Here is a 25,523-nt window from a genome sequence, read left to right as displayed (position 1 = left end):
CGGTCTGCGCGCGCCGTTGTTCGACGGCGCGCGCAGCCTTGAGCTTTTTAGGTAGCGTCATTCTGTGATTCCACCGTCATTCCTGCAGGATCTGCTCAACCGCGTCGATATCGTCGACGTGGTCGGCCGGTACGTGCAGTTGAAAAAGGGCGGCGCGAACTTCATGGGGCTGTGCCCGTTTCACAACGAGAAGAGCCCTTCGTTTACGGTTAGTCCGACTAAACAGTTCTATCACTGCTTCGGCTGTGGCGCGCATGGGACGGCTATCGGCTTCCTGATGGAGCACGTCGGCTCCACGTTTCCAGAGGCGGTCAACGAACTCGCGCAATCGGTCGGTCTGACTGTGCCGAACGAGCCTTCGTCGGGATATGGCGGCAGTGGTTCCGGTGGGTATTCGCCGGCTGCGTCCAAGGCGGTTACCACGGCGCTGTCCGATGTCATGCAGACCGCGTGCGATTTTTACCGAAAACAGCTGCGCGGCGCGCCGGTCGCGATTCAGTATCTGAAGAAACGTGGCCTGACCGGCGAGATCGCTGCCCGCTTCGGGCTTGGCTACGCACCGGACGGCTGGCAGAACCTCGAACCGGCATTCCCCAACTATCGGGACGACGCACTGGTCGAATCGGGCCTTGTGATTGTCAGCGAAAAGGCGGATGCGCAAGGTCAGAACCGCCGATACGACCGCTTTCGTGAGCGGATCATGTTCCCGATCCGCAATGTGAAAGGGCAGGTGATTGGCTTCGGCGGCCGCGTGCTGGACAGCGGCGAGCCGAAATATTTGAATTCGCCGGAAACGCCTCTATTTAACAAAGGCAGCGAGCTGTATGGGCTGTTCGAGGCACGTCTGGCGATTCGTGAACAGCATTACGTGCTGGTGGTCGAAGGCTACATGGACGTGGTCGCCTTGGCCCAATTGGGGTTCCAGAACGCAGTGGCCACGCTCGGCACGGCTTGCACGCCGATTCATGTGCAGAAACTGATGCGTCAGACCGATACGGTCATCTTCAGTTTCGACGGCGATTCGGCTGGGCGCCGCGCCGCGCGCCGCGCGCTGGATGCCTGCCTGCCTCACGCGGCGGACAACCGGACCATCCGGTTCCTGTTTCTGCCGTCCGAGCACGATCCGGACAGCTATGTGCGCGAATTCGGCACCGAGGCGTTCGCCGAGCAGGTCGAGCGTGCCATGCCGCTGTCGCAGTTCATGCTGAATGAAGTGCTGACCGGCAAGGAGCTGGACCAGCCGGAAGGCCGTGCCCGCGCGCTGTTCGACGCGAAGCCGCTGCTGCAGCAGCTGCCGGCCAATGCGCTGCGCGCGCAGATCATGCATATGTTCGCCGACCGGCTCGATGTGCCGTTCGACGAAGTGGCCGCTTTATGCGAAGTCGACGCCCGGATTGCCGCGGCCGCCCGTTCGGCACCGGCCCGCAAAGACCGGCGCAGTGTGACCGGGATCGAAGAAAAAACGCTGCGCAATCTGGTGATGTATCCGCGGACGGTGGCGGTACTCGACGAGGAAGCCGAACAGGCGCTTCTGAGCGTCACGCGGCACGGCGAGCTGTTCGAAGAAGTGACGACGCATGCGCGTGCGCTGGGCGATTCGGCGGAGTTTCAGTTGCTGTCCGACCTATTGCGAAACGGCGCAAATGCCCCAACTTTCGAGGAAATCTTTCGCAAAATTCTAGACTATGATGAAAACGTCCGGGATTTGCTGCTGAAGGACCCGGAGGATGCGACCGTCATCGAGGAGCGGCGCGAGCAGGAACGGATCGTCGGAGAGGAACTGAAAGCGGCGATTCTGAAGATGCGATACGACGCTTACTGCGATCGTCTCGAGCAGCTTTCGCGGCAAACCCGGCACACGCCGGAGGAATTTGCGGAGCTGACAGGCCTGAATCAGAAGCGGGCTGAGATGAAGCGCCAGCTCGGGCTGTAAGCGAGATGGCAGAAACCTGAGTGCTATAATAAAAGGTTTCCAGCGGTTTGTTTCTTCAATGGTTTTCCTAGCAAAGGCGAAAAGGCGATTGCGATGGCAAAGACACCAGGCGGAAAAAAAGCAACAGGCACAGGTTCGAACGAGCCGACCAGAAAGGTCACCGAGGCCAAGTTAGCTTCTTCCCCCAGAAAAACGTCTGCCGTGAGCGTCACACCTGCTGCCGGGAAGAAATCCTCGACCACTTCCGCTGCGCGAGCGGAGCTGGTCAGGGCGGCGAAAGCTGTACCACCACCGGCCACAAAACGGCCGGGTGTCAGAAGCGCAAGGGAAGCGCCTGCCGCGCAGGACGATGCGGCAGAGCGTGAGACTCCAGTATCCACGGTTCAACCGGCTGTTGTCCAACAGCCGCGAGTCGAGACTACAGCCGGTACGACGAACTCCATGACGAAAAAGCTGAACGAAACACCCGTCGATGACGACGCAACCCGAAGCGAAGAAACCCCTGCGGCCGTTCCCGCCAAGGTGGAAAAGGTCAAGGCTCGCGATCGTCGTGCAAAGGAAAAAGCGCTGCTGAAAGACGCGTTCGCGTCGTCGCAGCCGGGCACCGTCGAGGAACTCGAAGAGCGCCGCTCCAAACTGCGCGCGCTGATCAAGCTCGGCAAGGAGCGCGGCTTCCTCACGTACGCGGAAATCAACGACCACCTTCCGGACAACTTCACCGAAACCGAGGCAATCGAAGGCATCATCAGCACGTTCAATGACATGGGCGTGGCTGTGTACGAGCAGGCGCCGGACGCTGAAACGCTGCTGTTGAACGACAACGCACCCGCCGCTTCGTCGGACGACGAAGTGGAAGAGGAAGCGGAAGTCGCGCTCTCCACCGTCGACTCCGAATTCGGCCGCACCACCGACCCGGTCCGCATGTACATGCGTGAAATGGGTACGGTCGAACTGCTCACGCGCGAAGGCGAAATCGAAATCGCGAAGCGGATCGAAGACGGCCTTAAGCACATGGTGATGGCTATCTCCGCGTGCCCGACCACGATCGCCGACATTCTGGCGATGGCTGAGCGCGTCGCGAACGAGGAAATCCGTATCGACGAACTGGTCGACGGCCTGATCGACGCCAACGCGGAAGATGCGGACGGCTTCTCGGCGCAGGAAGCGGAAGCGATCGAGAGCGAAGACGAAGAAGCCGAGGAAGAGGACACGGAAGACGAGGAAGAAGACGACGGCACGGCGCAAGCCACGGCCAACGCGGCGCAGATGGAAGCGCTCAAGCGTGCGTCCCTCGAAAAGTTCGCCATGATCAGCGAATGGTTCGACAAGATGCGTCGCGCGTTCGAGAAGGAAGGCTACAAATCCAAGTCGTATCTGAAGGCGCAGGAAACGATCCAGAACGAACTGATGACGATCCGCTTTACCGCGCGTACCGTCGAGCGTCTGTGCGACACGCTGCGCGCCCAGGTTGACGAAGTGCGTCAGGTCGAGCGCCAGATCCTGCATACCGTGGTCGACAAGTGCGGCATGCCGCGTGCGGAATTCATTGCGCGTTTCCCGGGTAGCGAAACGGATCTCGAGTGGGCCGACAAGATCGTCGCCGAAGGTCACGGGTATAGCGCGATCCTCACGCGTAATATTCCGGCCATTCAGGAACAGCAGCAGCGCCTGCTCGATTTGCAGGCGCGCGTTGTGCTGCCGCTGAAGGACCTGAAGGAAACCAACCGTCAGATGGCGGCCGGCGAACTGAAGGCGCGTCAGGCAAAGCGCGAAATGACCGAGGCGAACTTGCGTCTCGTGATTTCGATTGCGAAGAAGTACACGAACCGTGGCCTGCAGTTCCTCGACCTGATTCAGGAAGGCAACATCGGCCTGATGAAGGCGGTGGACAAGTTCGAATATCGTCGTGGCTACAAGTTCTCCACGTATGCAACGTGGTGGATCCGTCAGGCCATCACGCGTTCGATTGCCGACCAGGCGCGTACGATCCGGATTCCGGTTCACATGATCGAGACGATCAACAAGATGAACCGCATCTCGCGTCAGATCTTGCAGGAAACCGGTCTCGAGCCGGATCCGGCAACGCTGGCCGAGAAGATGGAAATGCCGGAAGACAAGATCCGCAAGATCATGAAGATCGCGAAGGAGCCGATCTCGATGGAAACGCCGATCGGTGACGACGACGATTCACATCTGGGCGATTTCATCGAAGATACGAACACGGTTGCGCCGGCCGACGCTGCTTTGCACGCCAGCATGCGCGATGTCGTGAAGGACGTGCTCGACTCGTTGACGCCGCGCGAAGCGAAGGTGCTGCGCATGCGTTTCGGTATCGAGATGAGCACCGATCACACGCTCGAAGAAGTCGGTAAGCAGTTCGACGTGACGCGTGAACGGATCCGTCAGATCGAGGCGAAGGCGCTGCGCAAGCTGCGTCATCCGAGCCGTTCGGACAAGCTGAAGTCGTTCCTCGAAGGGAATTGACCCAAGCTCGCGGGTCGTGCGAAACGATGTAGCGGTTTGAAGGGGCCTCCCGGCTGTTTCGCTTGGGCGAAGCGGTTGCGAAGGCCCCTTTTTCGTGTAGTATGTCGGCCAATCAACGAATTGGCCCGGCCTTCATGACCGGGTCTTTTTCTTGGGCCGGACGCCGTGCTGGTTGCAGGCAGCGGACTCATAATCCGCCTCCGAAAGGACACCGTCGGTTCGACTCCGACCCGGCCCACCATAGTTGTGAAGAAGGGTTCCGAGTTTTCGGAACCCTTTTTGTTTTGTGGTGAGAATCCGATATCAGGTGCGGCAATATGTCACTTCCATTGCGCCATTAATCTGATTGGGCTGATTCTGGTTCAGTTTGCTGGAACGGCTTTGGTCGCCACCTTTAGCGGCTTAAGCGATGCTTCAAATCCTTCTCTCTGGTTCAAGCGTGTATTAAGCAATCGCATTTCCGCCACGGCAATATCGCGATTCGCTTCTTTCAGCATCGCGACATAATCCCTCACGATCTAGTCGTCTTCTTCTGCCGTTCAAGCGTATCTGGATTATGGCCAGTGACGCACGTTCCTGGTAGTGCGGCGTACAGTGTTGCCGGCTCCCGGCTCCCGGCTCTTCGCCGCTCCCGCGACGAGCCATAGGGGCAGCGACCAGGAAGTAGGGAAACTCCGTGTAAAAAAACGCACGGCTGTGCCGTTAAATGAATACGGAAGGCTGTTCGATGTATGCCGTCCGCTTTCAGCACGGGTCTTTGTCACGCGGCGGTCGGCGCCGCAGTTCACCTCCGGGCAACGCCCGTGCTGAAGGCTTCACTTCCTCCGCAGGGCGGTTTCCGCAGAACAAGCGCTCTGCCGGCAAGGCTGCAGCCAGAATTCATAAACCGCCTGACGGCGGTTTTTTGTTGGCCGTTCATTCAGGCCGTGTTGTTCGCCACGACGTGAAGTGTGCCGACCGGGAGCACGGGGCTGCGGCCACGATCTCAAAAGAGAGGGGTGGCATCGGGCCAAGCCATCGCATCTAGCCCTGGATGCCGTGTTCTTTTGATAGAGCCATGCGGCAGTTCGTCGCCATCTTTAATTCACAGCTAATGCAGAGATTCGCTGGGCACAGCGTATTTAGCTGTCGCTAAATCGACGACCGTATTAATTCAATTAAGTTCCCGCTTTTCTTAAATAAAGTTACGTCGCGTCGAATTGAGCCCTATTGCAATCGTCTGATTTTCGGGCAATCAGACGTCTCTCACTTTTCAAACGTTCCGACCCGATTACGTCACGCATATTAAATGCTGTTGCATACGCACAACTTTAATATTGAGATGTTGCAAATAACTTCTGTCTAGAGCTGGCGTGCTGTAGTCCTGATTTCGCGATAAATGCCTGAAAAACAAGGACTTAATGCCGATCCCGATTTGATTGTTGCGGATTCTGAAAAATCCTGTTGCGTAAATTGCCGACGCCGCTACTAGGGTGTCCCCCTACACTCACGCTTCGTTTAAAGGGTGCCCAGCTGATCCGGAAACGGTTCGGCAAACAGGGTGGCAGCGAGTGATGGTTGCGCTGCTGAGGCAGGTTCCGCTCCCCGCGTAAATTTATCGAACTGGAGTCCCACGCATGAAAAAGAGTCTCATCGTTGTTGCGGTTGCCGCATCGTTCGCTTCCGTCGCTCACGCACAAAGCAGCGTGACCCTGTATGGTCTGCTGGACGCGGGCCTGACGTACACCAGCAATGTCGCCCCCGCCAACGGCGTCGGTCACGGCAACGCAAAGTGGGCAGCTGGTAGCGGCGGCATCAACCAAAGCATGTTCGGTCTGCGCGGTTCGGAAGATCTGGGCGGCGGTCTGAAGGCAATCTTCACGTTGGAAAGCGGCTTCAACATCAACAACGGCAAGTTCGCTAACAACAACGGCATGTTCAACCGTCAAGCATTTGTCGGTCTGTCGAGCGCGCAATACGGTACGGTCACCTTGGGTCGTCAATACGACGCAGCACAAGACTACCTGGCACCGCTGACCGCAACGGGCAGCTGGGGCGGTACGTACTTCGCGCACCCGTTCAACAACGACAACCTGAGCACGAACGGCGGCTTGTCGGTCAACAACTCGGTCAAGTACTCGAGCGCTAACTACGCTGGCTTCACGTTCGGCGGCACGTACGGCTTCTCGAACCAGGCTGGTGCATTCGCAAACAACCGCGAATATAGCGTTGGTGCTGCATACCAGTTCCAAGGTCTGCGTTTGGGCGCTGCCTACGCACAGCAGAACAACCCGGCTGCAAACGCTAGCGGTTCTTCGGATGGCGTCCTGGCGAACACGTCCGGCGTCATGACCGGCAACTTCCGTCAACGTGAGTTCGGCGCAGCTGCTTCGTATTCGTTCGGCCCGGCTACTGTCGGTGCGGCATTTACGCAGTCGCGTGTGGACAACCTCGTTGGTGCCGCAGTGGGCCAACGTCAAGGCCATTCGAACAACTACGAAGTCAATGCCAAGTACAACCTGACGCCGGCTCTGGGTCTGGGCGTTGCTTACACGTTCACCGACGCAAAGGGCTACGGTGTCAATGCTGACGGTAACGACATGAAGACCCGTTACCATCAGATCGGCCTGCAAGCTGACTACTCGCTGTCGCGTCGTACGGACGTCTACGCTCAAGCCGTGTACCAGCACGCAATGGGCGACGGCGGTGTGGCTTCGATTTACAGCGGCGACAATTCGCAACTGCCGTCGTCGTCGAAGAACCAGACGGCTGCTACGATCGGTCTGCGTCACCGCTTCTAAGCTTCAGCAGCAGCTAGTTGTAGTAGATGTTGTTGCAAAAAAGGTGCCGTTCGCGGCACCTTTTTTTATGGGCGCGCGGATAGTAGACCGCCGTCTTCATCGCGCACTAATCCATTGGTGCAAAAACCCATCAGCGCAGAAACGTATTGCGATTTCTGACAATTGCGCACACGAGCCTGACAATAATTGACTTTCGCGAAAGCGAGCTTGGGGTAGTCTGAAACGGTTGAGTTATAGACACTATTTTTCGCGGCGACGCTAGCACGTGTGCTGCAGGTGCGCGTTCCTACTGCATGAATACTCCCGCTTCAAACCCACTGGCTCGCTCGCCAGCCATTCAGGATCTTACCGACGAGCAATGGCATCGCATCGTGCCGCTCCTGCCTGAAATGAAAGACCATGGACCTCGGCGCGGCCGTCCCAGCATCGACATCCGTTGCGTGGTGAACAGCGTGCTCTGGGTGCTGCACACGGGCAAACCGTGGCACGCGATGCCTGACCGCTATGCGCCTTATCAGACTGCGCATCGCTACTATCTGCGCTGGAAGAATTCGGGTGTGCTGGCTAACATCGCTTTCACGCTGTTCGATACCGACGCCATGCTGGCGCGGCCTGTTACTCGCAGGAGCGACCCGCGCACTGCATAGCAGGCTCAGGACTGTCTCGACATGGCAAGAAAAGGGCTGTCATCGGTGACCAGATGTGAACTGCCCTCCAAAGATTGGATCGGTGTCCAACTTTTGGAGGGCCGTTCAAAGTCGGCCTTTTTTAACCCGTTGGGCTGTCAGCAGCGCAGGTGCGCTGCTCAATCACGCAGGTTGTTCGACCTTGAACACTGCAATCGCATTTCGCAGCCGTTCGGTCTGCTCATCGAGTGAACCGGCCGCAGCCGCGGCCTGCTCGACTAGCGCGGCATTGCGCTGCGTCACGTCGTCCATCTGCCGGATCGCGAGATTGACTTCGCCGATGCCCGAGCTCTGCTCTTTCGAGGCCGCCGAGATCTCATTCATGATCGCCGTCACGCGGCGCACGGCGTCGACCACCTCGCCGATCGTGCTGCCGGCCTTGCCTGCCAGCACGGAGCCTTCGCCGACCTGTGCGACAGACTGATTGATCAGCACCTTGATCTCTTTGGCCGCCGTTGCACTGCGCTGCGCGAGATTGCGCACTTCGCCCGCGACGACCGCGAAGCCACGGCCTTCTTCACCGGCGCGCGCCGCCTCCACCGCTGCGTTCAGCGCCAGGATATTGGTCTGGAACGCGATGCCTTCGATCACGCTGATGATCTCGCCGATCTTGTGCGAACTATCGGTGATGCCGGCCATTTTCTCGACGACGTCGTTGACAACCTGGCCGCCGCGCGCAGCGATATTCGAAGCATCCGCCGCGAGGTCCGACGCGGTCGCCGCGTTGTCGGCGTTCTGCGTGACGGTCTTGGTGAGCTCGTCCATGCTGGCGGCGGTTTGCTCCAACGAAGCCGCCTGTTCTTCGGTGCGGCTCGACAGATCCAGGTTGCCCGCGGCAATCTCTTTTGACGCGACCGTGATTGTCTCGGCGGACGTCTTGATCCGCGCGACGGTCGCAGCGAGTTGGTTACGCATCTCGCACAGCGAGAACAGCAGGCTCGAGTTGTCGTCGCGACGCAGGTCGATGCGCGTGGCGAGATCACCGCGCGCGATCTGCATCGCAATCGCCGCCGCCGTGGAGGGCTCTCCGCCGATCGAACGCGATACGTTGCGCACCACGCGCGAGGCCACGAACGACACCAGCACGACCAATAGCACCAGCATGCCGGCCGAGCGTTCGAGGGTTGCGTAGAACTGCGCCTGGATGTCGTCCATATAGGCGCCGGCGATAAAGTCCCAGTTCCACGGGCCGAAGCGTTTCACATAGCCGATTTTTTCGCTCGGCGCTGTTTCACCGGGTTTCGGCCACCAGTAGCGCAGATAGCCTGCGCCGCCCGCCGAGCCGCCCGCCTTCGCGATGTCGTGGTACAGCGCATTGCCTTTGGCGTCGCGGAAGCTGCTCATGTCCTTGCCGTTCAGCTTGGGGCTGATTGGATGGGCAACCATCACCGAATCGCTGCGCACGATCGTCACGTAGCCCGATGTGCCATAACGTTGCGCGGTGACGCGGGCGATAGCCTGCTGTTTGGCCTCGTCGACCGAAAGCTTGCCTGTGTCGGCCTGCTTCGCGTAGTCCGCGACGATCGATACGGCCATGTCGGTGACGTCGGCCAGATCCGCGCGCCGTGCGGCCATTTGGGCGTTTCTCGCATCAAACGCGTTCACGACGGTGACGATCAGGAGCGCCGCCCAGCAGAGCAGTATCGGCACCCACAATTTCTGTTTCAGTGTCAGACGGTTCATTATCGGTTTCGACAATACGTTGAACTCGGAATAGGGAGGATCTGCAATCTGCGTTGCATAGTCGGCATAACGGCTGTTGCCGCGGATTCTTTATTCGGGCGTCCGGAATTCCTGCCTGGAACTCGAATGTCCGGCTTGAGGCGACCGACGAAAAGCAGGAAACATCGAGGAAAATCGGGGAAAGTGGAATCAAACCCGTAGAAAATCACGGGGAGCCGTGGACAGGCGGCAACAGGTTTGGGAAGAGTCAGGGCGCGCCACGCTGTCATTTGAATGACAGACAGTTCACCATCACAATTGCCAGGCTAGCTCATTAATCAGAAAAAGCGACGGCGCGAGTAGCGCCTCAGGAGACAAGGCGATGAAGCATAGGTTCGAAGAAGGCCTTCAGCGGCGCGAGGCCAATTATGTCCCGCTGACGCCCATCGATTTCATCGTACGCGCAGCGGAAGTCTACGGTGAGCGGCTGGCGGTCGTCCATGGTGAGACTCGCCGCAACTGGCGCGAGACCTACGAGCGCGCGCGGCGTCTGGCCAGCGCGTTGCGGCAGGCCGGTATCGAGCGGGGCGACACGGTTGCCGCGCTACTGCCGAATATTCCTCCGATGATAGAGGCGCATTTTGGCGTGCCGATGGCCGGGGCCGTGCTCAATACGCTGAATACGCGGCTCGACGTGTCGTCGCTGCTTTTCATGTTGCGCCATGGCGAGGCGAAGGTGTTGATCGTCGACACGGAGTACAGCGAGTTGGCGCACCGCGCGGCGCTGGAATTCCCGGAGTTACGCGTGATCAGCGTGGCCGATGCGATGCCCGCCGACGCCGACAAGTTCGTCCGCGCAACCGACTACGAAGCGTTCCTGCAAACCGGCGACCCCGAATTCGCCTGGACCTTGCCTGCTGACGAGTGGGACGCTATCGCGCTGAACTACACCTCCGGCACGACCGGCGACCCGAAGGGCGTGGTCTACCACCATCGCGGTGCCTATCTGAATGCGCTCAGCAATATCCTCGAATGGGACATGCCCAAGCATGCGGTCTACCTATGGACCTTGCCGCTTTTTCACTGCAACGGCTGGTGTTTCCCGTGGACTGTCGCCGCGCGTGCCGGCGTCAACGTCTGTCTACGCAAATTCGATGCGAAGACGGTGTTCGAACTGATTCGCCGCGAAGGCATCACGCATTATTGCGGCGCGCCGATCGTGCAAAGTGCGCTCGCGAATGCGCCCGCCGAGTGGCGCGAGGGCATCACGCATCGCGTGTCGACGATGGTGGCGGGCGCGGCGCCCGCGCCGGCGGTGATCGCCAAGATGAAGGAGATCGGCTTCGATCTGACGCACGTATACGGACTGACCGAGACCTACGGCCCGGCCGCCGTCTGTGCAAAACAGGAGGAATGGGAAACGCTCGACGACACCGCACGCGCAGAAATGAACGCGCGACAAGGTGTGCGTTACCACCTGCAGGCAGCGATCGCCGTGCTCGACCCGGACACGCTCGCGCCAGTCCCTGACGACGGCGAAACGCTCGGCGAGATCATGTTCCGCGGGAATGTCTGTATGAAAGGGTATTTGAAGAACGAGCGCGCCACAGAAGCGACCTTTCGCGGCGGCTGGTTCCACACTGGAGACCTCGGCGTGCGGATGCCTGACGGCTATATCCGCATCCGCGATCGGAGCAAGGACATCATCATTTCGGGCGGCGAAAACATTTCGAGCATCGAGGTCGAAGACACGTTGTACCGTCACCCTGCGGTGTCGGTTGCCGCCGTGGTGGCGATGGACGACCCAAAGTGGGGTGAGGTACCGTGCGCCTTCGTCGAACTCAAGGAGGGTGCTCAGGTGAGCGCAGAAGAGATCATCGCGCACTGCCGGCTGTTTCTTGCGGGATACAAGTTGCCAAAAGCGGTGCGCTTCGGCGAATTGCCGAAGACGTCGACGGGGAAAATTCAGAAGTTCGAACTGCGCGCGCGGATCAAGGCGGGAGGAACCGAATAGACCGCGCGCGGTGTCTAGCGCGCCTCATGGCGCGCTATGGGGTGCTGAACGATGCAAGCGCGGGGTCCCCGCGCGCATCAGGTTCGACGAGTGCTTAACCGCGCGTGTCGACCCAGTGGCGTGCCCAGCGTGCCGAGTGCTGCAGTGCCTGTTCTTCGTTCGTGAAGTAGTCGAGCGAATAGAACTGGTAGCGCCCTTCGGTACGCGCGCTGTCAGCGCGTTCGAGCAACAGGTTGGATGAAAAGCTACCGTCGGGCAAGCGATGCGCCGAGGGTTTGACGGCATAGCCGTTGTAATGATGAATATGTTTGTTTTGCATTTTATATTTTAATAATGTTCGAGTGCGCGCCTGCCGTGCGAGCCGTTGTGCGGGTCACGCGGACGAGCTGATTCAAGCCATTGGAGCCGAATCCAAACGCAGTCGGAAAGCTAAAAAGGGCGTTAAAGCCGGAGGAGAGAATGAGGTGCAACGAGGCGTTTGGCGCTTAGGGCTAGCTGCTGAACAACACATGCAGCTAAAAGCGATCGCGCCAACTGTGGGAGACAAAGCTCCGCGAGGATGTCGCTGCAGCCCGATGTCCGTTGCCGGACACCGAGCCCTTCAAACTTACATCGGCTTGATGTTAGCCGCTTGCAGACCCTTCGGGCCTTGCTTCGTTTCGAAGCTCACCTTCTGATTTTCAGCCAGCGTCTTGAAGCCGTCGCCAGTGATTTCAGAGAAGTGCGCGAACAGGTCGTCGCCGCCCTTGTCCGGGGTGATGAAGCCAAAGCCTTTGCTGTCGTTGAACCACTTAACGGTACCGGTATCCATGAAGAATCCTTGAGGAAAAAATAGAAAAATTTGCTCTGTTGAGGAGCGCGTGAAGGGTCAAGGAGGGAGAGGACAACGAATACCGCTGAGGAGCGAGACATTGATGAACAGCAATCGAACTTCTTGAACTTCGGACGCAACAGTAACCGCCGGGGTATGTAAGCGTCAACACTTATCTTGTAACTGTTTGGTCAAGCCTGCGTTGCTCAGCTTGGACGTGTGACGATGTGGCCCTTGTTGCCGGCTCGTCGCGTCGCGCAACACGACAAGCCGTTCGAGCGGGATTCCAGCTTCTTCAGATACCCACTTTATGTGCCGTCAGGATCAGGCGCAGTCCGAGCGCGGCAACGGCGCTTGCGGCGACGCGATCGATCCAGGCCTTCCACTGCAAATAGATTTCGCGCGGCCGTTTGCTCGAAAAGCACAGCGCGACCACGGTGTACCAACCGGCTTCAATGGCGAAAATCGCAGGGGGCAATGCAAAGTAGCACCACAGCGGCGGATGTTGCGGTAGCAACGCCGCGAAGATACTGCCGTAGTAGACCGCTGTTTTCGGATTGCTGAGTTGTGTGCTCAACCCGACCCAGAAGGATTTACGCACATTGGCGGTGGCGGCTTGCGTGGCATCGAATGCCAGCGGTTTGGCCGCACCGCGCCAGATCTTGGACGCAAGGTAGATCAGATAAAGGCCACCGGCCACTTTCAAGCCGACGTACAGCCACTCTACCGTTGCCAGCAAGGTGTACAGACCGAGCAGGGCGATGCCGCTGAAGAACACGCCGCCTATTCCCATGCCTGCGGCCGTCGCGAGGCCGTCGCGACGGGAGAGCCCGATCGCATTGCGGGCGACAATGACGAAGCTGGGTCCTGGGCTCATGGCACCGAGTAGCAGTGCGGCCAGGATGGTGAAGATGGCGGTCGATGCGGGCATTTTTGTGTGTCTCCTAAGGCGGCGATGTGACTCCCTGAAACATAGCATGAGGATGGCGAGATTCTGTTTTTCTATCAGCGCGAATAGAACCAATAAGAACCGGCAAGCAGCAGCAAGAATCGATTAGGTCCGTGCCGAACGCAATCGGGATGACCAGGAAAGTTCGTCGTCGCAGGTAGACAATCAGTTGATGCAAGCAGCGGAAATTGGATGCTAGAATTACTTTCCATACGCTGAAGCAGCCTTGGAACACCGAGGCCGATCACGGCGCGATCCGAGCCGTTTGCCGTCGAATTCCCCTCAATTCAGGATTTATTGGACATGAATTCCAGATGCCAGCTGTCATGCATCGGGAGAGGCGTCGTGAGTTCGATTTGCACTCAAGCCATCTGATTCACGCATAGGCTTCGCGTTGTTTAGCGAAGCCTTTGTTTTCGACCGCGAGCATTAGCAGCCGCGAAACCGGTACGTTATGAAAGAGCGAGAAGAACAACGGTTGTTCGACCTCGACGGGAATGCGCGTGAGCGCCTGATCGTGTGGATCCGCCGACGTATGGACGACTACGGCATTACGATGGAAACGCTCGCCGAAGCGATCGAAGCCGACAAATCCGCGATCCGGGCTGTGATGTATCGCGATGCCTTCGGCAATACGTGGGACGGTCATGGCGATAAGCCGGATTGGCTCGCGCGCGCGATCTACGCAGGACAAAACATCGACCATTTCCGTTGTTAAGTGTGACTTCAGTTTCCTTTGCCAATCGTTTTCCTGCGTGGCTCCGCTACATCGTGTTGTTCGGTTTGGTGTGGCTGAATATCGGCTGGTCGTTCGGTGCAGCCCATGAGCCTGCGCGCCACTCATCCGCTCGCGTGAGCCGGCACGTTACGCCGTCCACCAGGCATACGTCCAAAGCGAAAGCGAAAACCCCGGGCAAAGCGAAAAAGCAAACCGTCGGCAAGGCACGCCGCCGTATCGCGCACAAGCGGAAGCAGGCGACGACTGCAGAGCGGCCGATGCATGTCAGCAAGCTCTCTACAAAGCATCGCCGGCAGGCTGCGCGCAATGCGCGTGAGCCGCGCGGCGCGAGGCGTCCCGCGGAATTGGCCGCGGAGCGTCGTGGGCACACAGCGGCGTCCCGTTCATCATTGCATTCATCGCGTCGTCTATTGGCACGCTGCGGCTATACGCCTAAATCGCGTGCATTGCTCCGCGCCAGAGGCGTCTATGTCGTCGACGAGCGAACGCGCACCGTGCTCACCGAAAAGCAGGCTGACCGGGTCATGCCGATTGCTTCGATCTCCAAACTGATGACCGCAGTGGTGTCGCTCGATACCAAACATGCCCTGAATGCGCCGCTCAATGTCGCTGTTCAGGATCAGGACTTCGACAAGTTCACCGGTTCCCGGTTGAGTGTCGGGTCGAGGTTGTCGCGTCATGACATGTTGCACATTGCGTTGATGTCATCTGAGAATCGCGCTGCGGCGGCACTCAGCCGCGATTACGCGGGCGGCCGGCCGGGTTTTGTTGCAGCGATGAATGCGAAAGCACGCGCGCTCGGGATGCGGCATACGTCGTTCGTCAACGGCACGGGGTTGTCGCCGCGAAATGTTTCGACGGCGCGCGATTTGTCGTTGCTGGTTGCGGCTGCCAGCCGATATCCGTTGATCAAGGCTTATTCGACCGACGCTGCGCAGGTTGTCGCGCCGGGCGGCGGACGGGCGCGGCTGAGTTATCACAATTCGAATGCGCTGGTGAGAGGAGGCGATCGGTCGATCGTCCTCCAGAAGACGGGCTTCATTAACGAAGCCGGGCATTGTGTTGTCGTGCGCATGCTGGTGCATGGCAGGCCGGTCGATATCGTCGTATTAGGCGCGCCAGGGGCGCGGGACCATATCGCCGACGTGGTGAGAATTAGCCGCTGGCTGCGGTGTTCCCTGAAGTGAACGGCGTTGCCGGGTAGACGCAAAAACAAAAAAAAGCCCGCGCGGGGCGGGCTTAACTACTCGGAGTTTCGCGATCCAGTCGCTAGACGGATCATCTTCAGTGTAGGTGAAAGCTATGTGAAAGTATAGAAACTCCGCGTTACAGGTCGAAAAACACCGTTTCCTTGTCACCCTGCATGAAGATATCGAACCGGTACACGTTGGCTGTATTCGGCTCCCGACGCGCGATCAGCGTGCCTCGCCGGTCCGCCGGAACCGCTGCCAGCACGGCATCCCGAGCGTTAGCCTCGGCTTCGTCTTCGAAATAAACGCGTGTGAAGGTGTGCAGCAGCATGCCGCGCATTGTCACGATCACATTCAGATGCGGCGCTTCGTCCGGGCTTGCGCGGCCGGGTTTCACCGTTTCAACCACAAAGCGCTTCTGCGGATCCGTCCCCGTACCGACACGGGCGAAGCCACGGAAACCCGTCTTCAGGATTTCCTCGCGTGATTCCGGATAGTGGCCTTGCGCGTCCACTTGCGACATTTCCAGCATGGCATCGCCGATCACGTTGCCGTCGCCGTCGAACAACTGGCCGACGATCGTGATGTGTTCGCCCGCTGCTTCGCGGTCGGCCAGAATCGGCGTGAAGAGGCTTTTGAAATCGAAGTCGTATTGCTGCGGGCACAGACCGTAGGCGAAATACGGTCCAACCGTTTGCGAAGGCGTTTGCTTGAGGGTCGTCATGGCTTAGCGCTCCATCGGGGTTTCGTTGCGACCGCGCAGCACGATGTCGAAGTCGTAGCCAAGCGCGTAGGCCTCTTGCGTCGTATCGAGCGAGAAGTTCGCAACCAGGCGGTCGCGGGCGTGCTCAGGCGTTCCCTGGAAAATCGGGTCGAAGGCTAGCAGCGGATCGCCGGGGAAGTACATCTGCGTGACGAGACGCGAGCCGAAATGGTCGCCGAACAGCGAAAAATGGATATGGTTCGGACGCCATGCGTTCGGGTGATTGCCCCAGGGATAAGCGCCCGGTTTGATGGTCAGAAAGCGGTAGCGGCCTTCGTTGTCAGTAATACACCGGCCCGCGCCGAGGAAGTTCGGGTCGAGCGGCGCGTCGTGCTGATCGGCCTTGTGCACATAGCGGCCTGCAGCATTCGCTTGCCAGATTTCAACCAGCGTATTGCGCACCGGGCGGCCGCCTTCATCGAGCACACGGCCCGTCACGATGATGCGCTCGCCGAGCGGCTCGCCATTGCGCACCGCATTGCGCGTCAGATCGTGATCGAGCGCGCCGAGATCTTCGGTGCCGTAGACCGGCACGCGCTGATCGCGCAGCTTTTCCTTCAGCGGAATCAACGGACGCGTCGGGCCGCGTTTTACCGAGGAACCGTAGCCGGGATAGACGTAGGCGGGGTGGGACGCGAAGTCGCGCGCGGTGAGAAAGGACTCGTCCATCAGTGTCTCCGTCGAGAATTGTGGGATACGGCTTTATGACGCGACTTTATCTAACCTGTGAGGTTATGCAAAATGACGTTTTCGCCCATTTCGTATAACCTGCCGTTATGCAACGCAGCCTCGCGGACAGCCGCGTCAAATTCCGTCATCTCCAGTGCTTTCTGGCTGTCGCCCAGTTCGGCGGCGTGCAGCGGGCCGCCGAAAGCCTGTCCATTACGCAGCCCGCGGTCTCCAAGACGGTTGCTGAACTGGAGGCGATTCTCGGCGTGAAGCTGTTCGAGCGCGGCCGCCACGGCGCTGTGCCGACTCGCGAGGGGCAACTCTTCATGCCGCACGCGAGCGCCTGCGTCAGTGCGTTGCGACAGGGTGTCGATTTGCTGGCGCACGCGGAAGGCGCGGCGGCCACGCTGGAAATCGGTATTCTGCCGACCGTCGCGGCCGCGCTGGTGCCGCCGGTGCTGAAACTGTTCGCCCCGCTTTGGCCGCGCGTGATCGTGCGCCTTGCCACCGGTGCCAACCCCGAATTGCTCGAACGTCTGAAGGCCGGCACGATCGAATTCGCGATCGGGCGTCTGGCGGACCCGGAACGGATGGTCGGGCTGAGTTTCGAGCAGCTTTTCAGCGAGCCGTTGATTGCCGTGGTGCGCGCCGGGCATCCGCTGGCGCTGGGGGCGGGCCTGCCTGCCACGTCGCTGGAGGATTTCCCGGTGGTGCTGCCGCCGTTCGGCACGCTGATCCGACAATCGGCTGAGAGTCTGTTGAGTGCGTGGGGCGTGCCGCCGTTGTCAGGGTTTGTCGAAGTGCTGTCGGTGTCGACGGGGCGAGCGTTGACGCTGGAGAACGATGCAGTGTGGTTCGTGCCGCTGAGTGCTGTCGAATATGAACTGGCGCACGGCATGCTGGTGCGTTTGCCCTTGCCGTTCGCGGGCACCGGCGAGCCCGTGGGGCTGATCCGGCGCTCGGACACGCAGCCATCGCCGGTGGGCCGGGCGTTTATCGATGCCGTGCGTGAGGTCGCGCAGCAGCGCATGGCGGCGGCTACTGGCAAGCCGGCGGCCAAACGCGCGTTGAAACGCAGCCGCGGCAGCACGCCCAAAACCTGACGCATGCTACGCAGCGACGCAGGAGCGGGACGAGATGCAAAGACGGGAGAGCCGCACGCTGTGACCCGATTCACTACGCGTGAACCATCCAGTACAAAATGAAGGTTGCGAACGCCCTGCTACCCGGTGTACAAACACGGTGCAAAGGTCGTCGCGGGCCGCATTGCTGCGGCACACCACGCATGCGGTGTCACACTGCGGACGATTGACGGCTTGCACCAAACAGCAGAAACGTCACGAACACTCGCGATAGCGCACGAAAGACTGCACAAGGAGATTGCCATGCCCAGCGACTTGCCCACTCCAGACGCCGCGCTGCGCGCCGTGTCGACGCCTGAGCACAATCCGCTCGGCACCGCCGGGCTCGAATTCGTGGAGTTCGCCTCGCGTGAGCCGAAGGCGCTCGGTGAGACCTTCACGAAACTCGGCTTCAAAGCGATTGCGCGTCATATCAGCAAAGACGTCACGCTGTATCGCCAGGGCGAGATGCATTTCCTGCTCAACGCCGAGCCGGACTCGTTCGCCGAGCGCTACGCCGAGGAATACGGCGCGGGCATTTGCGCAATCGGCATTCGCGTGGCCAACGCGCAGCGCGCCTTCGATCGCGCAATCGAACTCGGCGCATGGGCGTTCGAAGGCGAACGCCTCGGTGCGGGCGAACTGCTGATCCCGGCGATCCAGGGTATTGGCGACTCGCACATCTATTTCGTCGACCGTTGGCGCGGCCGTGGTGGTCAACGCGGTGGGCTTGGCGACATTTCGATCTTCGACATCGACTTCCGTCCGATCGAGATCGATACCGCGCAAGCCGATCTGAATCATGTGGGCACCGGCCTCGTCGCGATCGATCATCTGACGCAAACGGTCGGCGAGGGCCGCATGCAGGAATGGCTCGACTTCTATCGCGACCTGCTCAACTTCCGTGAGATTCACGAGCTGCACGCGAACTGGCATGTGTCAGCGGAATCGCGCGTGATGGTGTCGCCGTGCGGCGCGATCCGCGTGCCTTTGTATGAAGAAGGCACGCGCCGTACGAATCTGATGCACGAGTATCTGCCGGATCATCCGGGCGAAGGCGTGCAGCACATCGCGCTCGCCACTGACGACATCTTTGCGTGCGTCGAGCAGCTATTGGCGAACGGCGTGGAATTTGTCGAGCCGCCGCCGCGTTATTACGCGCAACTCGATGCGCGCTTGCCGGGTCATGGGCTCGATGTCGAACGGCTCAAGCGCACGCATGTTCTGGCGGATGGCGAGATCGGCGCCGACGGTGTGCCACTGCTGTTCTTTCAGACCTTTGTGCGACGTGGCGCTGGCGAGATATTCTTTGAGATCGTGCAGCGGCAAGGGCATCACGGCTTTGGTGAAGGCAATTTGAGCGCATTGGCGCAGGCGCGTGAGTAAGCTGGCGCTTAGCGCTCACCGCTTGCCTCTGAACCAGGCGATATCGGGATCGCCGGCCAAATCAGGAATTCACCACACTGTATGCCGCCACTTCTCCCGACAGTCACTCGCGAAAGCCCGTGCGCCGCGGCTTCGAAAGCGGGCAGCGCACCCATCCCGGGGATCTTGAACTTCCGCATGTTAATTCCAAAAACGCATCAAGTAGAGATTTAATCTCGCTTTACGGCAGTGCCGTGGGTTTGAATAATCGTGCATCCAACGATATCGCGCTTGCGTCTTGAAGCCAGGGCGGCAGGCCACCTTCAAACACGCGAACGCGCGCTCACCGCACTCCGCCGGGAATCAATATGCGAAACACCAAAAATGCGAATGTCGAACAACTCCTGCTGAAACTGCTTGGCGCCGAGAAAACCGCGAGGCTCTTCGCCACGCTGAACCATCCGCAGATCCTCAACGAATGGGAAGACGGCACCGTCACGCGTGCCGAACTGGCCCAGGCGCTGAACATGGCGCTATTCGAAGGCCTTCTGGCGCGCTCGGTGAATGGCCGCCAATACACGGAAGAGACGATCGCCGCCGGCGGCAGTGTCTACTTCGACCACGGCGCGTTGCGCACGGTGCGCTGGGCAGAGAGCGGCGTGTTGCCACCGGGCGAAGCGGCTTTCGCGCGCATCCTGCGTCCGCTTGGCTTCAGCATCAACGGTCGTTATCCGCTTGACCGTCTCGGCATGACCGGCCGCGCGTGGGCCCACGACGACGCCCCCGACGAGATCGCTCAGTTCTTCCTCAGCGAATTACATCCGGAGCGTTTCTCGGCGGAATTCCAGCAGGCGGTGTCGAACGTGATCGGCGACTCGCGCGATCCGTTGACGCCTCAAGCCGTTGGCCGGTTGTGGGAGCTCGAACGTGACGGCGTGTTGCCGCTCGAGGCGGCTCATGCATTGTTGCCGGTGATCGTCGGCGCGTTCGCACGTCAGCACGAGACGCCACGTGAAGCCGATTACGAAGTATTGTTGAAGGAATCGGCGGAAATGGCGTGGATCGCGACCGAAGGCAACGCCTTCAATCACGCCACCGATCGCGTCGCAGACGTATTCAAACTTGCCGACGACGAAAAGGCGAAGGGTCGTCCGATGAAGCCGGAAGTGGAGCGTTCGCGTTCGGGCCGCGTGTTTCAGACCGCGTATCGCGCGGATGTCGTGCGGCGCGAATTCCGTGCGGCCGATGGCAGCACCGTGACGCGCGACGTGCCGGGCTCGTTCTACGAGTTCATCACGCGCAAGCGGACTTTCGATCAGGATGCACGCCGTTGGGAAACGGACCTGCGTTTCGACGCAGGCAACGCACAGGGCATCTTCAAGATGACCGCGAGCCAGGCTGCGTGATGTGTAGAGCAGGCCGTCACGCGGGCGTTGGACACGAGACGTGAGGGACGCAGTGGGAACGTCATTGGATGAAGAGCAGGGCGCGGACGTGAATGCCTCGTTGAGCGACGCGGCGGATAGCACGTCGAGAGAGCCTCGCATCGCCACGCCATTTTCGAGTACCGCTGCCGTTATGCACGCGCTCGAAGCAGATTTGCGCCGCCATGTGCGCGGTGAAGTACGTTTCGATCAGGGCTCGAAAGCGCTGTATGCGGCGGATGCGTCGAACTATCGGCAAGTCCCGCTCGCCGTGGTCGTGCCGTCGGACGTCGACGATCTGGTCGAAACACTCGCTGCGTGCCGCCGCAATGACGTACCGTTTCTCCCGCGCGGCGGCGGCACCTCGCAGAATGGCCAATGCGTGAACGTAGCGGTGGTGGCCGACGCGAGCAAGTATGTGAACCGCGTCGTGTCGGTCGATCCTGTGGCGGCCGTTGCGATCGTCGAGCCGGGCGTGGTCTGCGATACCTTGCGCAACGCGGCCGAAGAGCACGGCCTCACTTTCGCCCCTGATCCCGCGACGCACAGCCGCTGCACGCTCGGCGGCATGATCGCCAACAACTCGTGCGGCGCGCATTCGGTGATGGCCGGCAAGACGGTTGAAAACGTCGAAGCGCTGGAAGTCGCGACCTTCGATGGCGCGCGCTTCTGGGTTGGGCCGACATCTGACGACGAACTTGAACGAATCATCGCAGCGGGTGGCCGCCAGGGCGAAATTTACGCCGCACTCAAGCAACTGCGCGACACCTACGCCGATCAGATTCGCGCGAAATTCCCGCAGATCAAGCGGCGCGTGTCGGGCTTCAATCTCGATCAACTGCTGCCGGAAAACGGCTTCAATGTCGCGCGTGCGCTGGTCGGCACCGAGGGCACTTGCGCGGTAACCCTACAGGCGAAAGTGCGCCTCGTGAAGAGTCCAGCGAAACGCGTGATCGTCGTGGTCGGCTTCACGGACATCTATATCGCTGCGGACGCCGTGCCGCATTTCATGCGCTGCGGGCCGATCGCGATCGAGGGACTCGATCGCGCGATCATCCGCGGCTTGCAGGCGCGCGGTTTGAAGAAGGACGAGATCGCTTTGCTGCCCGAAGGCGATGCCTGGGTCGTGCTCGAATTCGGCGCGGATACGCAAGACGACGCCGTGCGCCAGGCGGAAACCGCTGCGGCGTATTTTTTGTCGGGTGAAGCAGGGCCAAACGTGTCGGCGATACTCGTCGAAGATCGCGCGTTGCAGGCGAAGGTGTGGTCGATCCGCGAGACGGGGGCGTCGGCGGTGGCGTTGTCGGTGGAGGCGGGTACGCCTGATCCGATGGTCGGCTGGGAAGACGCGGCGGTTGATCCAATGCGCCTCGGCGATTATCTGCGCGCGTTTCAGGCGCTGGTGGATCGTTACGGCTACGAGACCAGCCTGTACGGCCATTTCGGCGACGGCTGCGTGCACGCACGTATTACCTTCGATCTGCGCAGCGTGGAAGGCGTCGCGACGTGGCGCAAGTTTCTGCGCGAAGCGGCGGAACTGGTGGTCGAATTCGGCGGCTCGCTTTCCGGCGAACACGGCGACGGCCAGGCCAAAGCTGAATTTCTGCCGATCATGTATGGCCCTGAACTGATGCAGGCCATGGAGCGGTTCAAGGCGATCTGGGATCCGGCCAATCGGTTAAATCCCGGCAAGGTTGTGCATGCGTATCGCGCCGATGAAAATCTGCGCATGGGCCTGGCATACAAACCGGTGACCCTGCAAACCAAACTCACGTTCGCGAGCCAGGAAGGCGACGGTTTTCAGCGCGAGATCGAACGATGCATCGGCATGGGCAAGTGCCGCTCGCTCGAAGGCGGCACGATGTGCCCGAGCTATCGCGCGACACGTGAAGAGAAATATTCGACGCGTGGCCGCGCGCATCTGTTCTGGGAAATGCTGCAAGGCGACGTGATCGCGGACGGCTGGCAAAGCCGCGAAGTGAAGGAAGCGCTCGATACTTGCCTCGCGTGCAAGGGTTGCAAGTCCGATTGCCCGACGCATACGGATATGGCTTCATACAAGGCGGAATTTCTTTCGCATTACTACGAGACGAATCGTCGGCCACGTCAGGCGTTGTTCATGGGGGGGATCGGAGAATGGGCGCCGTGGGCGGCAAGGTTTCCGAGACTGACGAATTTTATGACGTCGGCTCCCGGCTTGGCTTCGGTTGGGAAGTGGGTTGCCGGCGTCGCGCAGGCGCGTGAATTGCCAAAGTTTGCCGCGCAGACGTATCGGCAGAGTGCGCGACGCTCACCTCAAGCTGCGCGTGCTGCTGGTTCTGGCGAAGAGGTCGGGAAAGTCATCCTGTGGGTCGATACTTTCAACGATCACTTCACGCCCGAGATCGCGCGGGCCGCTGCCGATGTGCTGACGCAAATGGGCTGGCACGTTGTGCTGCCGAAGAACCGTTTGTGTTGCGGACGTCCGCTGTATGACTTCGGTTTGCTCGACCGCGCACGTGAGTTGCTGACCACGATTCTCGATGACCTCGGGGACGACATTGCTGCTGGTGTGCCACTGGTTGGACTCGAACCCGGTTGCTTATCGGTGTTCAAGGACGAGTTGCTGAAGCAGCTTCCCGGTCATGCTTTAGCGAAACAGCTGTCGGCGCAGACCTTTCTGTTTTCCGATTTCGTCGCGCGTCAGCCGTTCGATTGGCCGACGCTTGCCGCGGATGTGATCGTGCACGGACATTGTCATCAGAAGGCGTTGTTTGGCATGGAGGGCGATACCGCTCTGTTGAACAAGCTCGGCGTGAAGTGGACATTGCTCGATACGGGATGCTGCGGAATGGCGGGATCGTTCGGCTTTAACGAAGAGCATCACGCGCTCTCGCAGAAGATTGGTGAGGACACGCTGTTTCCTGCTGTGCGTGCTGCCACCGCTGCGAACGCGGAAACGATAGTGCTGACCAACGGTTTCAGTTGCCGTGAGCAGATCGAGCAGGGGACTGGGCAACACACGATGCATATCGCGCAACTGGCGCAGCGAGCGTTGGCGGCGCGTTCTTAAAACGCGGTATCGATGGCAGGCGCGTTAGCGCTGCCATCGGCATCGGTTTTCGCTTTTGCCGTTGAAATGTGTTGTGGCGCGGTCCGCGCGCCTTGGCTATTTTTTTGTCGGTTCGGCGGTGGCCGGTGCTTGGGGGACGTCGACGCTGGTCGCCATCCACAATACTTCGGCGTCTTCATCGCTGGTGGAGACCGCGGCGTGGCCGGTGCGGCTGTCGAAGTACAGACTGTCGCCAGCATTCAGATGCGTCGGCGCGTACAACTCCGAATACAGGCACACGCTGCCGCTGATTACGTACAGGAACTCTTCGCCTTCGTGGCGGCCCCAGTCATCGAACGCGTCCAGCGTGTGCGCCGAGATGCGAATGCGGAACGGCAACATCGCTTTGTGCGCCAGATCCGTGGCGAGTAACTCCATCTGATAGCCGCGATAGGCGTGGCGCTGGCCTTCGTCTTTGCGGGTCAGTGCGCGGCGACCGCTAGCGCTGACTTTAGGTGTCGAACCGAACAGCTCGCCGATCTCAATCTTCAGACCGAGGACGATTTTCTGCAGGACGTCGAAGGTGGGGGACATCAGGCCGTTTTCGACTTTTGACAGCGTCGAGCGGGAGACGCCGCAGAGGCGGCTCGCGGTTTCGAGCGTCAAATCCTGCGCCTGGCGGGCGCCGCGGACGCGGCGGCCGAGGTCGGTTGTCGATTGGTCGGCGGGTTTGGTGAGGTGCGTGTCCATGGGGTCCAACGGCTTGAATGCGCGCCTTGGGAGGCGGTCGTGTTTCCGATAATAACATTTGAGGAGGACGGGCCTAGGTAGCGGTCGGTTCACGCGACCATCGGGTGGCCTTTCTCATCGGAAACATGGCGCTACGAGATTGATGCGCTCTGTCTTAATCTCGTTCGGCTGCGGACTTAGTCGGCTTTGGGGCGACTTTTGCCTTTTGCTCGCCAAAAGATGGACATTCGGCGACGGCTCGCGTCGTCGCGAGGGCAAGCTAAACGCACCTCAATGCTCAATCGCGCAAAGATGCTATCTTTGAACCGTCTACCCAATATCAGCCGGGAGCGCGCTATGGCGGAGGACAACGGTGATGTCGACGATCATTGGCATGTAAGCGCAGCTTGCTTTAACTGCGGCGCGGTTCGAACGGCCGCTCCCAATCTGTTCATCGAGCGAAACCGCGCTTCGGCGTTTGCTCACCAGCCCGCCAGTGAGCAAGAAACAGAAGATGCGTGGCGAGGTGTCCTCATCTGTCCGGCGGCCGCCGTTCGCCCGCCAAAAGGTTTGAAGATGCCGACAGGCCTCTTCCCGCAAGCCTTGGCTCCCGGTGTGTGGCGGCTCGGGTATAACGCCCGCTCTTCGTACGGCGCTCACAGCTACGTCACGCTTGCGGGCGGCCTGCGTCTGATGATCGACGCGCCGCGCTGGTCCGGCCACCTTGAGCGCTGGATCGCGGAAGCCGGGGGATTGGATCATATCCTGCTGACCCACCGCGACGATGTCGCGGACGCGGCCATCTATGCGAAGCGCTTCGGCGCCCGCGTCTGGATGCATGCAAACGATGCCGATGGCGCTCCGTTCGTCACTGATGTAATCACGGGTGATCTGGCGCATGAAATGTTGCCGGGCGTTCGGGTCATTCCGATGGCGGGACATACACGAGGAAGCGTCATGTTCCTCATCGGCCACGCCCTTTTTTCTGGAGACTCACTGTGCTGGGATTTCCGCAGGCACGCTCTGCATGCCTTTCGAGACGCCTGCTGGTATGACTGGTCCACCCAACTTCGCTCCTCGTCCTCTCGTCGCCATACGGTATAGTGGCGTGCCGTTCTAACCGGAGGCGGCGCCCCGTTGGCATCGCAGTACTTACAGCACAGCCGGCCGCAC

The 25,523-nt window shown here is 60.1% G+C and carries 20 protein-coding genes and 1 tRNA gene; 13 read left to right on the top strand and 8 right to left on the bottom strand.

Features of this window, described 5'->3' with window-relative positions:
* The first annotated feature begins 64 nt into the window (after positions 1-64).
* From dnaG to PQQ52_RS06370, 3 genes are all read left to right on the top strand, one after another.
* Positions 65-1,933: a DNA primase gene (gene dnaG / locus PQQ52_RS06380; RefSeq protein ID WP_408208033.1), complete on the top strand. Its 1,869-nt coding sequence runs from the start codon at positions 65-67 to the stop codon at positions 1,931-1,933.
* 93 nt (positions 1,934-2,026) lie between these two features.
* Positions 2,027-4,417 (top strand): RNA polymerase sigma factor RpoD, encoded by a 2,391-nt coding sequence (rpoD, locus tag PQQ52_RS06375; RefSeq protein ID WP_408208030.1) that lies wholly within the window; start codon positions 2,027-2,029, stop codon positions 4,415-4,417.
* Between the two features lie 153 nt (positions 4,418-4,570).
* Positions 4,571-4,658 (top strand) — tRNA-Ile (locus PQQ52_RS06370).
* 121 nt (positions 4,659-4,779) lie between these two features.
* Here PQQ52_RS06370 and PQQ52_RS06365 read toward each other — a convergent pair.
* The gene (locus tag PQQ52_RS06365; protein ID WP_408208027.1) at positions 4,780-4,932 is read right to left on the bottom strand and encodes a hypothetical protein; all 153 of its coding nucleotides are present in this window, start codon (positions 4,930-4,932) and stop codon (positions 4,780-4,782) included.
* 1,101 nt (positions 4,933-6,033) lie between these two features.
* Here PQQ52_RS06365 and PQQ52_RS06360 point away from each other — a divergent pair.
* Positions 6,034-7,197, top strand: a complete 1,164-nt coding sequence (locus PQQ52_RS06360) for a porin (protein WP_408208024.1) — start codon at positions 6,034-6,036, stop codon at positions 7,195-7,197.
* A gap of 293 nt (positions 7,198-7,490) precedes the next feature.
* Positions 7,491-7,844, top strand: coding sequence for a transposase (locus tag PQQ52_RS06355; RefSeq protein WP_408208021.1), 354 nt, complete (start codon positions 7,491-7,493; stop codon positions 7,842-7,844).
* A 162-nt stretch (positions 7,845-8,006) separates the two neighbouring features.
* Here the strand turns inward: PQQ52_RS06355 and PQQ52_RS06350 are convergent, their stop codons facing one another.
* Entirely contained in the window at positions 8,007-9,566 is a 1,560-nt protein-coding gene (locus tag PQQ52_RS06350; RefSeq protein WP_408208018.1) for a methyl-accepting chemotaxis protein, read from the bottom strand.
* Between the two features lie 361 nt (positions 9,567-9,927).
* Between PQQ52_RS06350 and PQQ52_RS06345 the strand changes: the two genes are divergently transcribed.
* The gene (locus PQQ52_RS06345; protein ID WP_408208015.1) at positions 9,928-11,559 is read left to right on the top strand and encodes an acyl-CoA synthetase; all 1,632 of its coding nucleotides are present in this window, start codon (positions 9,928-9,930) and stop codon (positions 11,557-11,559) included.
* A gap of 94 nt (positions 11,560-11,653) precedes the next feature.
* Here the strand turns inward: PQQ52_RS06345 and PQQ52_RS06340 are convergent, their stop codons facing one another.
* The 3 genes from PQQ52_RS06340 to PQQ52_RS06330 all read right to left on the bottom strand — a co-directional run bounded on the left by PQQ52_RS06340 (position 11,654) and on the right by PQQ52_RS06330 (position 13,301).
* A complete protein-coding gene (locus PQQ52_RS06340; protein ID WP_179739291.1) occupies positions 11,654-11,878 on the bottom strand; it encodes a hypothetical protein in 225 nt (74 codons plus the stop codon).
* 288 nt (positions 11,879-12,166) lie between these two features.
* Positions 12,167-12,370, bottom strand: coding sequence for a cold-shock protein (locus PQQ52_RS06335; RefSeq protein WP_175049792.1), 204 nt, complete (start codon positions 12,368-12,370; stop codon positions 12,167-12,169).
* A 295-nt stretch (positions 12,371-12,665) separates the two neighbouring features.
* Complete coding sequence (locus PQQ52_RS06330) at positions 12,666-13,301, bottom strand: LysE family translocator (RefSeq protein WP_408208011.1); 636 nt, start codon at positions 13,299-13,301, stop codon at positions 12,666-12,668.
* 472 nt (positions 13,302-13,773) lie between these two features.
* Here PQQ52_RS06330 and PQQ52_RS06325 point away from each other — a divergent pair, with 472 nt between their 5' ends.
* Positions 13,774-14,037 (top strand): H-NS family nucleoid-associated regulatory protein, encoded by a 264-nt coding sequence (locus PQQ52_RS06325; protein WP_408208008.1) that lies wholly within the window; start codon positions 13,774-13,776, stop codon positions 14,035-14,037.
* Between the two features lie 2 nt (positions 14,038-14,039).
* Positions 14,040-15,245: a serine hydrolase gene (locus tag PQQ52_RS06320; RefSeq protein ID WP_408208005.1), complete on the top strand. Its 1,206-nt coding sequence runs from the start codon at positions 14,040-14,042 to the stop codon at positions 15,243-15,245.
* Positions 15,246-15,384: 139 nt separating this feature from the next.
* Here the strand turns inward: PQQ52_RS06320 and pcaG are convergent, their stop codons facing one another.
* Together pcaG and pcaH are read right to left on the bottom strand one after the other, a co-directional pair.
* Positions 15,385-15,972 carry a protocatechuate 3,4-dioxygenase subunit alpha gene (pcaG, locus tag PQQ52_RS06315; protein ID WP_408208002.1) on the bottom strand — a complete coding sequence of 196 codons (588 nt, stop codon included), beginning with the start codon at positions 15,970-15,972 and terminating at the stop codon, positions 15,385-15,387.
* A 3-nt stretch (positions 15,973-15,975) separates the two neighbouring features.
* Complete coding sequence (gene pcaH, locus PQQ52_RS06310) at positions 15,976-16,680, bottom strand: protocatechuate 3,4-dioxygenase subunit beta (protein WP_408207999.1); 705 nt, start codon at positions 16,678-16,680, stop codon at positions 15,976-15,978.
* Positions 16,681-16,787: 107 nt separating this feature from the next.
* On the opposite strand from pcaH, the gene pcaQ reads away from it, so the two are divergent.
* The 4 genes from pcaQ (at position 16,788) to PQQ52_RS06290 (ending at position 23,642) form a co-directional block, all read left to right on the top strand.
* Positions 16,788-17,783: a pca operon transcription factor PcaQ gene (pcaQ, locus tag PQQ52_RS06305; protein WP_408207996.1), complete on the top strand. Its 996-nt coding sequence runs from the start codon at positions 16,788-16,790 to the stop codon at positions 17,781-17,783.
* Positions 17,784-18,065: 282 nt separating this feature from the next.
* The gene (locus PQQ52_RS06300) at positions 18,066-19,187 is read left to right on the top strand and encodes a 4-hydroxyphenylpyruvate dioxygenase family protein (protein WP_408207993.1); all 1,122 of its coding nucleotides are present in this window, start codon (positions 18,066-18,068) and stop codon (positions 19,185-19,187) included.
* 347 nt (positions 19,188-19,534) lie between these two features.
* The gene (locus PQQ52_RS06295) at positions 19,535-20,572 is read left to right on the top strand and encodes a DUF1338 domain-containing protein (protein WP_408207990.1); all 1,038 of its coding nucleotides are present in this window, start codon (positions 19,535-19,537) and stop codon (positions 20,570-20,572) included.
* A 52-nt stretch (positions 20,573-20,624) separates the two neighbouring features.
* Complete coding sequence (locus tag PQQ52_RS06290) at positions 20,625-23,642, top strand: FAD-binding and (Fe-S)-binding domain-containing protein (protein WP_408207988.1); 3,018 nt, start codon at positions 20,625-20,627, stop codon at positions 23,640-23,642.
* A gap of 96 nt (positions 23,643-23,738) precedes the next feature.
* Here the strand turns inward: PQQ52_RS06290 and PQQ52_RS06285 are convergent, their stop codons facing one another.
* Entirely contained in the window at positions 23,739-24,371 is a 633-nt protein-coding gene (locus PQQ52_RS06285) for a helix-turn-helix domain-containing protein (protein ID WP_408207985.1), read from the bottom strand.
* A gap of 336 nt (positions 24,372-24,707) precedes the next feature.
* Between PQQ52_RS06285 and PQQ52_RS06280 the strand changes: the two genes are divergently transcribed.
* Positions 24,708-25,454 (top strand): 4Fe-4S domain-containing protein, encoded by a 747-nt coding sequence (locus PQQ52_RS06280; RefSeq protein WP_408207982.1) that lies wholly within the window; start codon positions 24,708-24,710, stop codon positions 25,452-25,454.
* Positions 25,455-25,523: the final 69 nt, after the last annotated feature.

The organism is Paraburkholderia sediminicola, from assembly GCF_046030555.1.
Lineage (GTDB): Bacteria > Pseudomonadota > Gammaproteobacteria > Burkholderiales > Burkholderiaceae > Paraburkholderia > Paraburkholderia sediminicola_E.
Note: the sequence above shows the minus strand (reverse complement) of the source record. Positions and strands in the feature narration are given on the sequence as shown.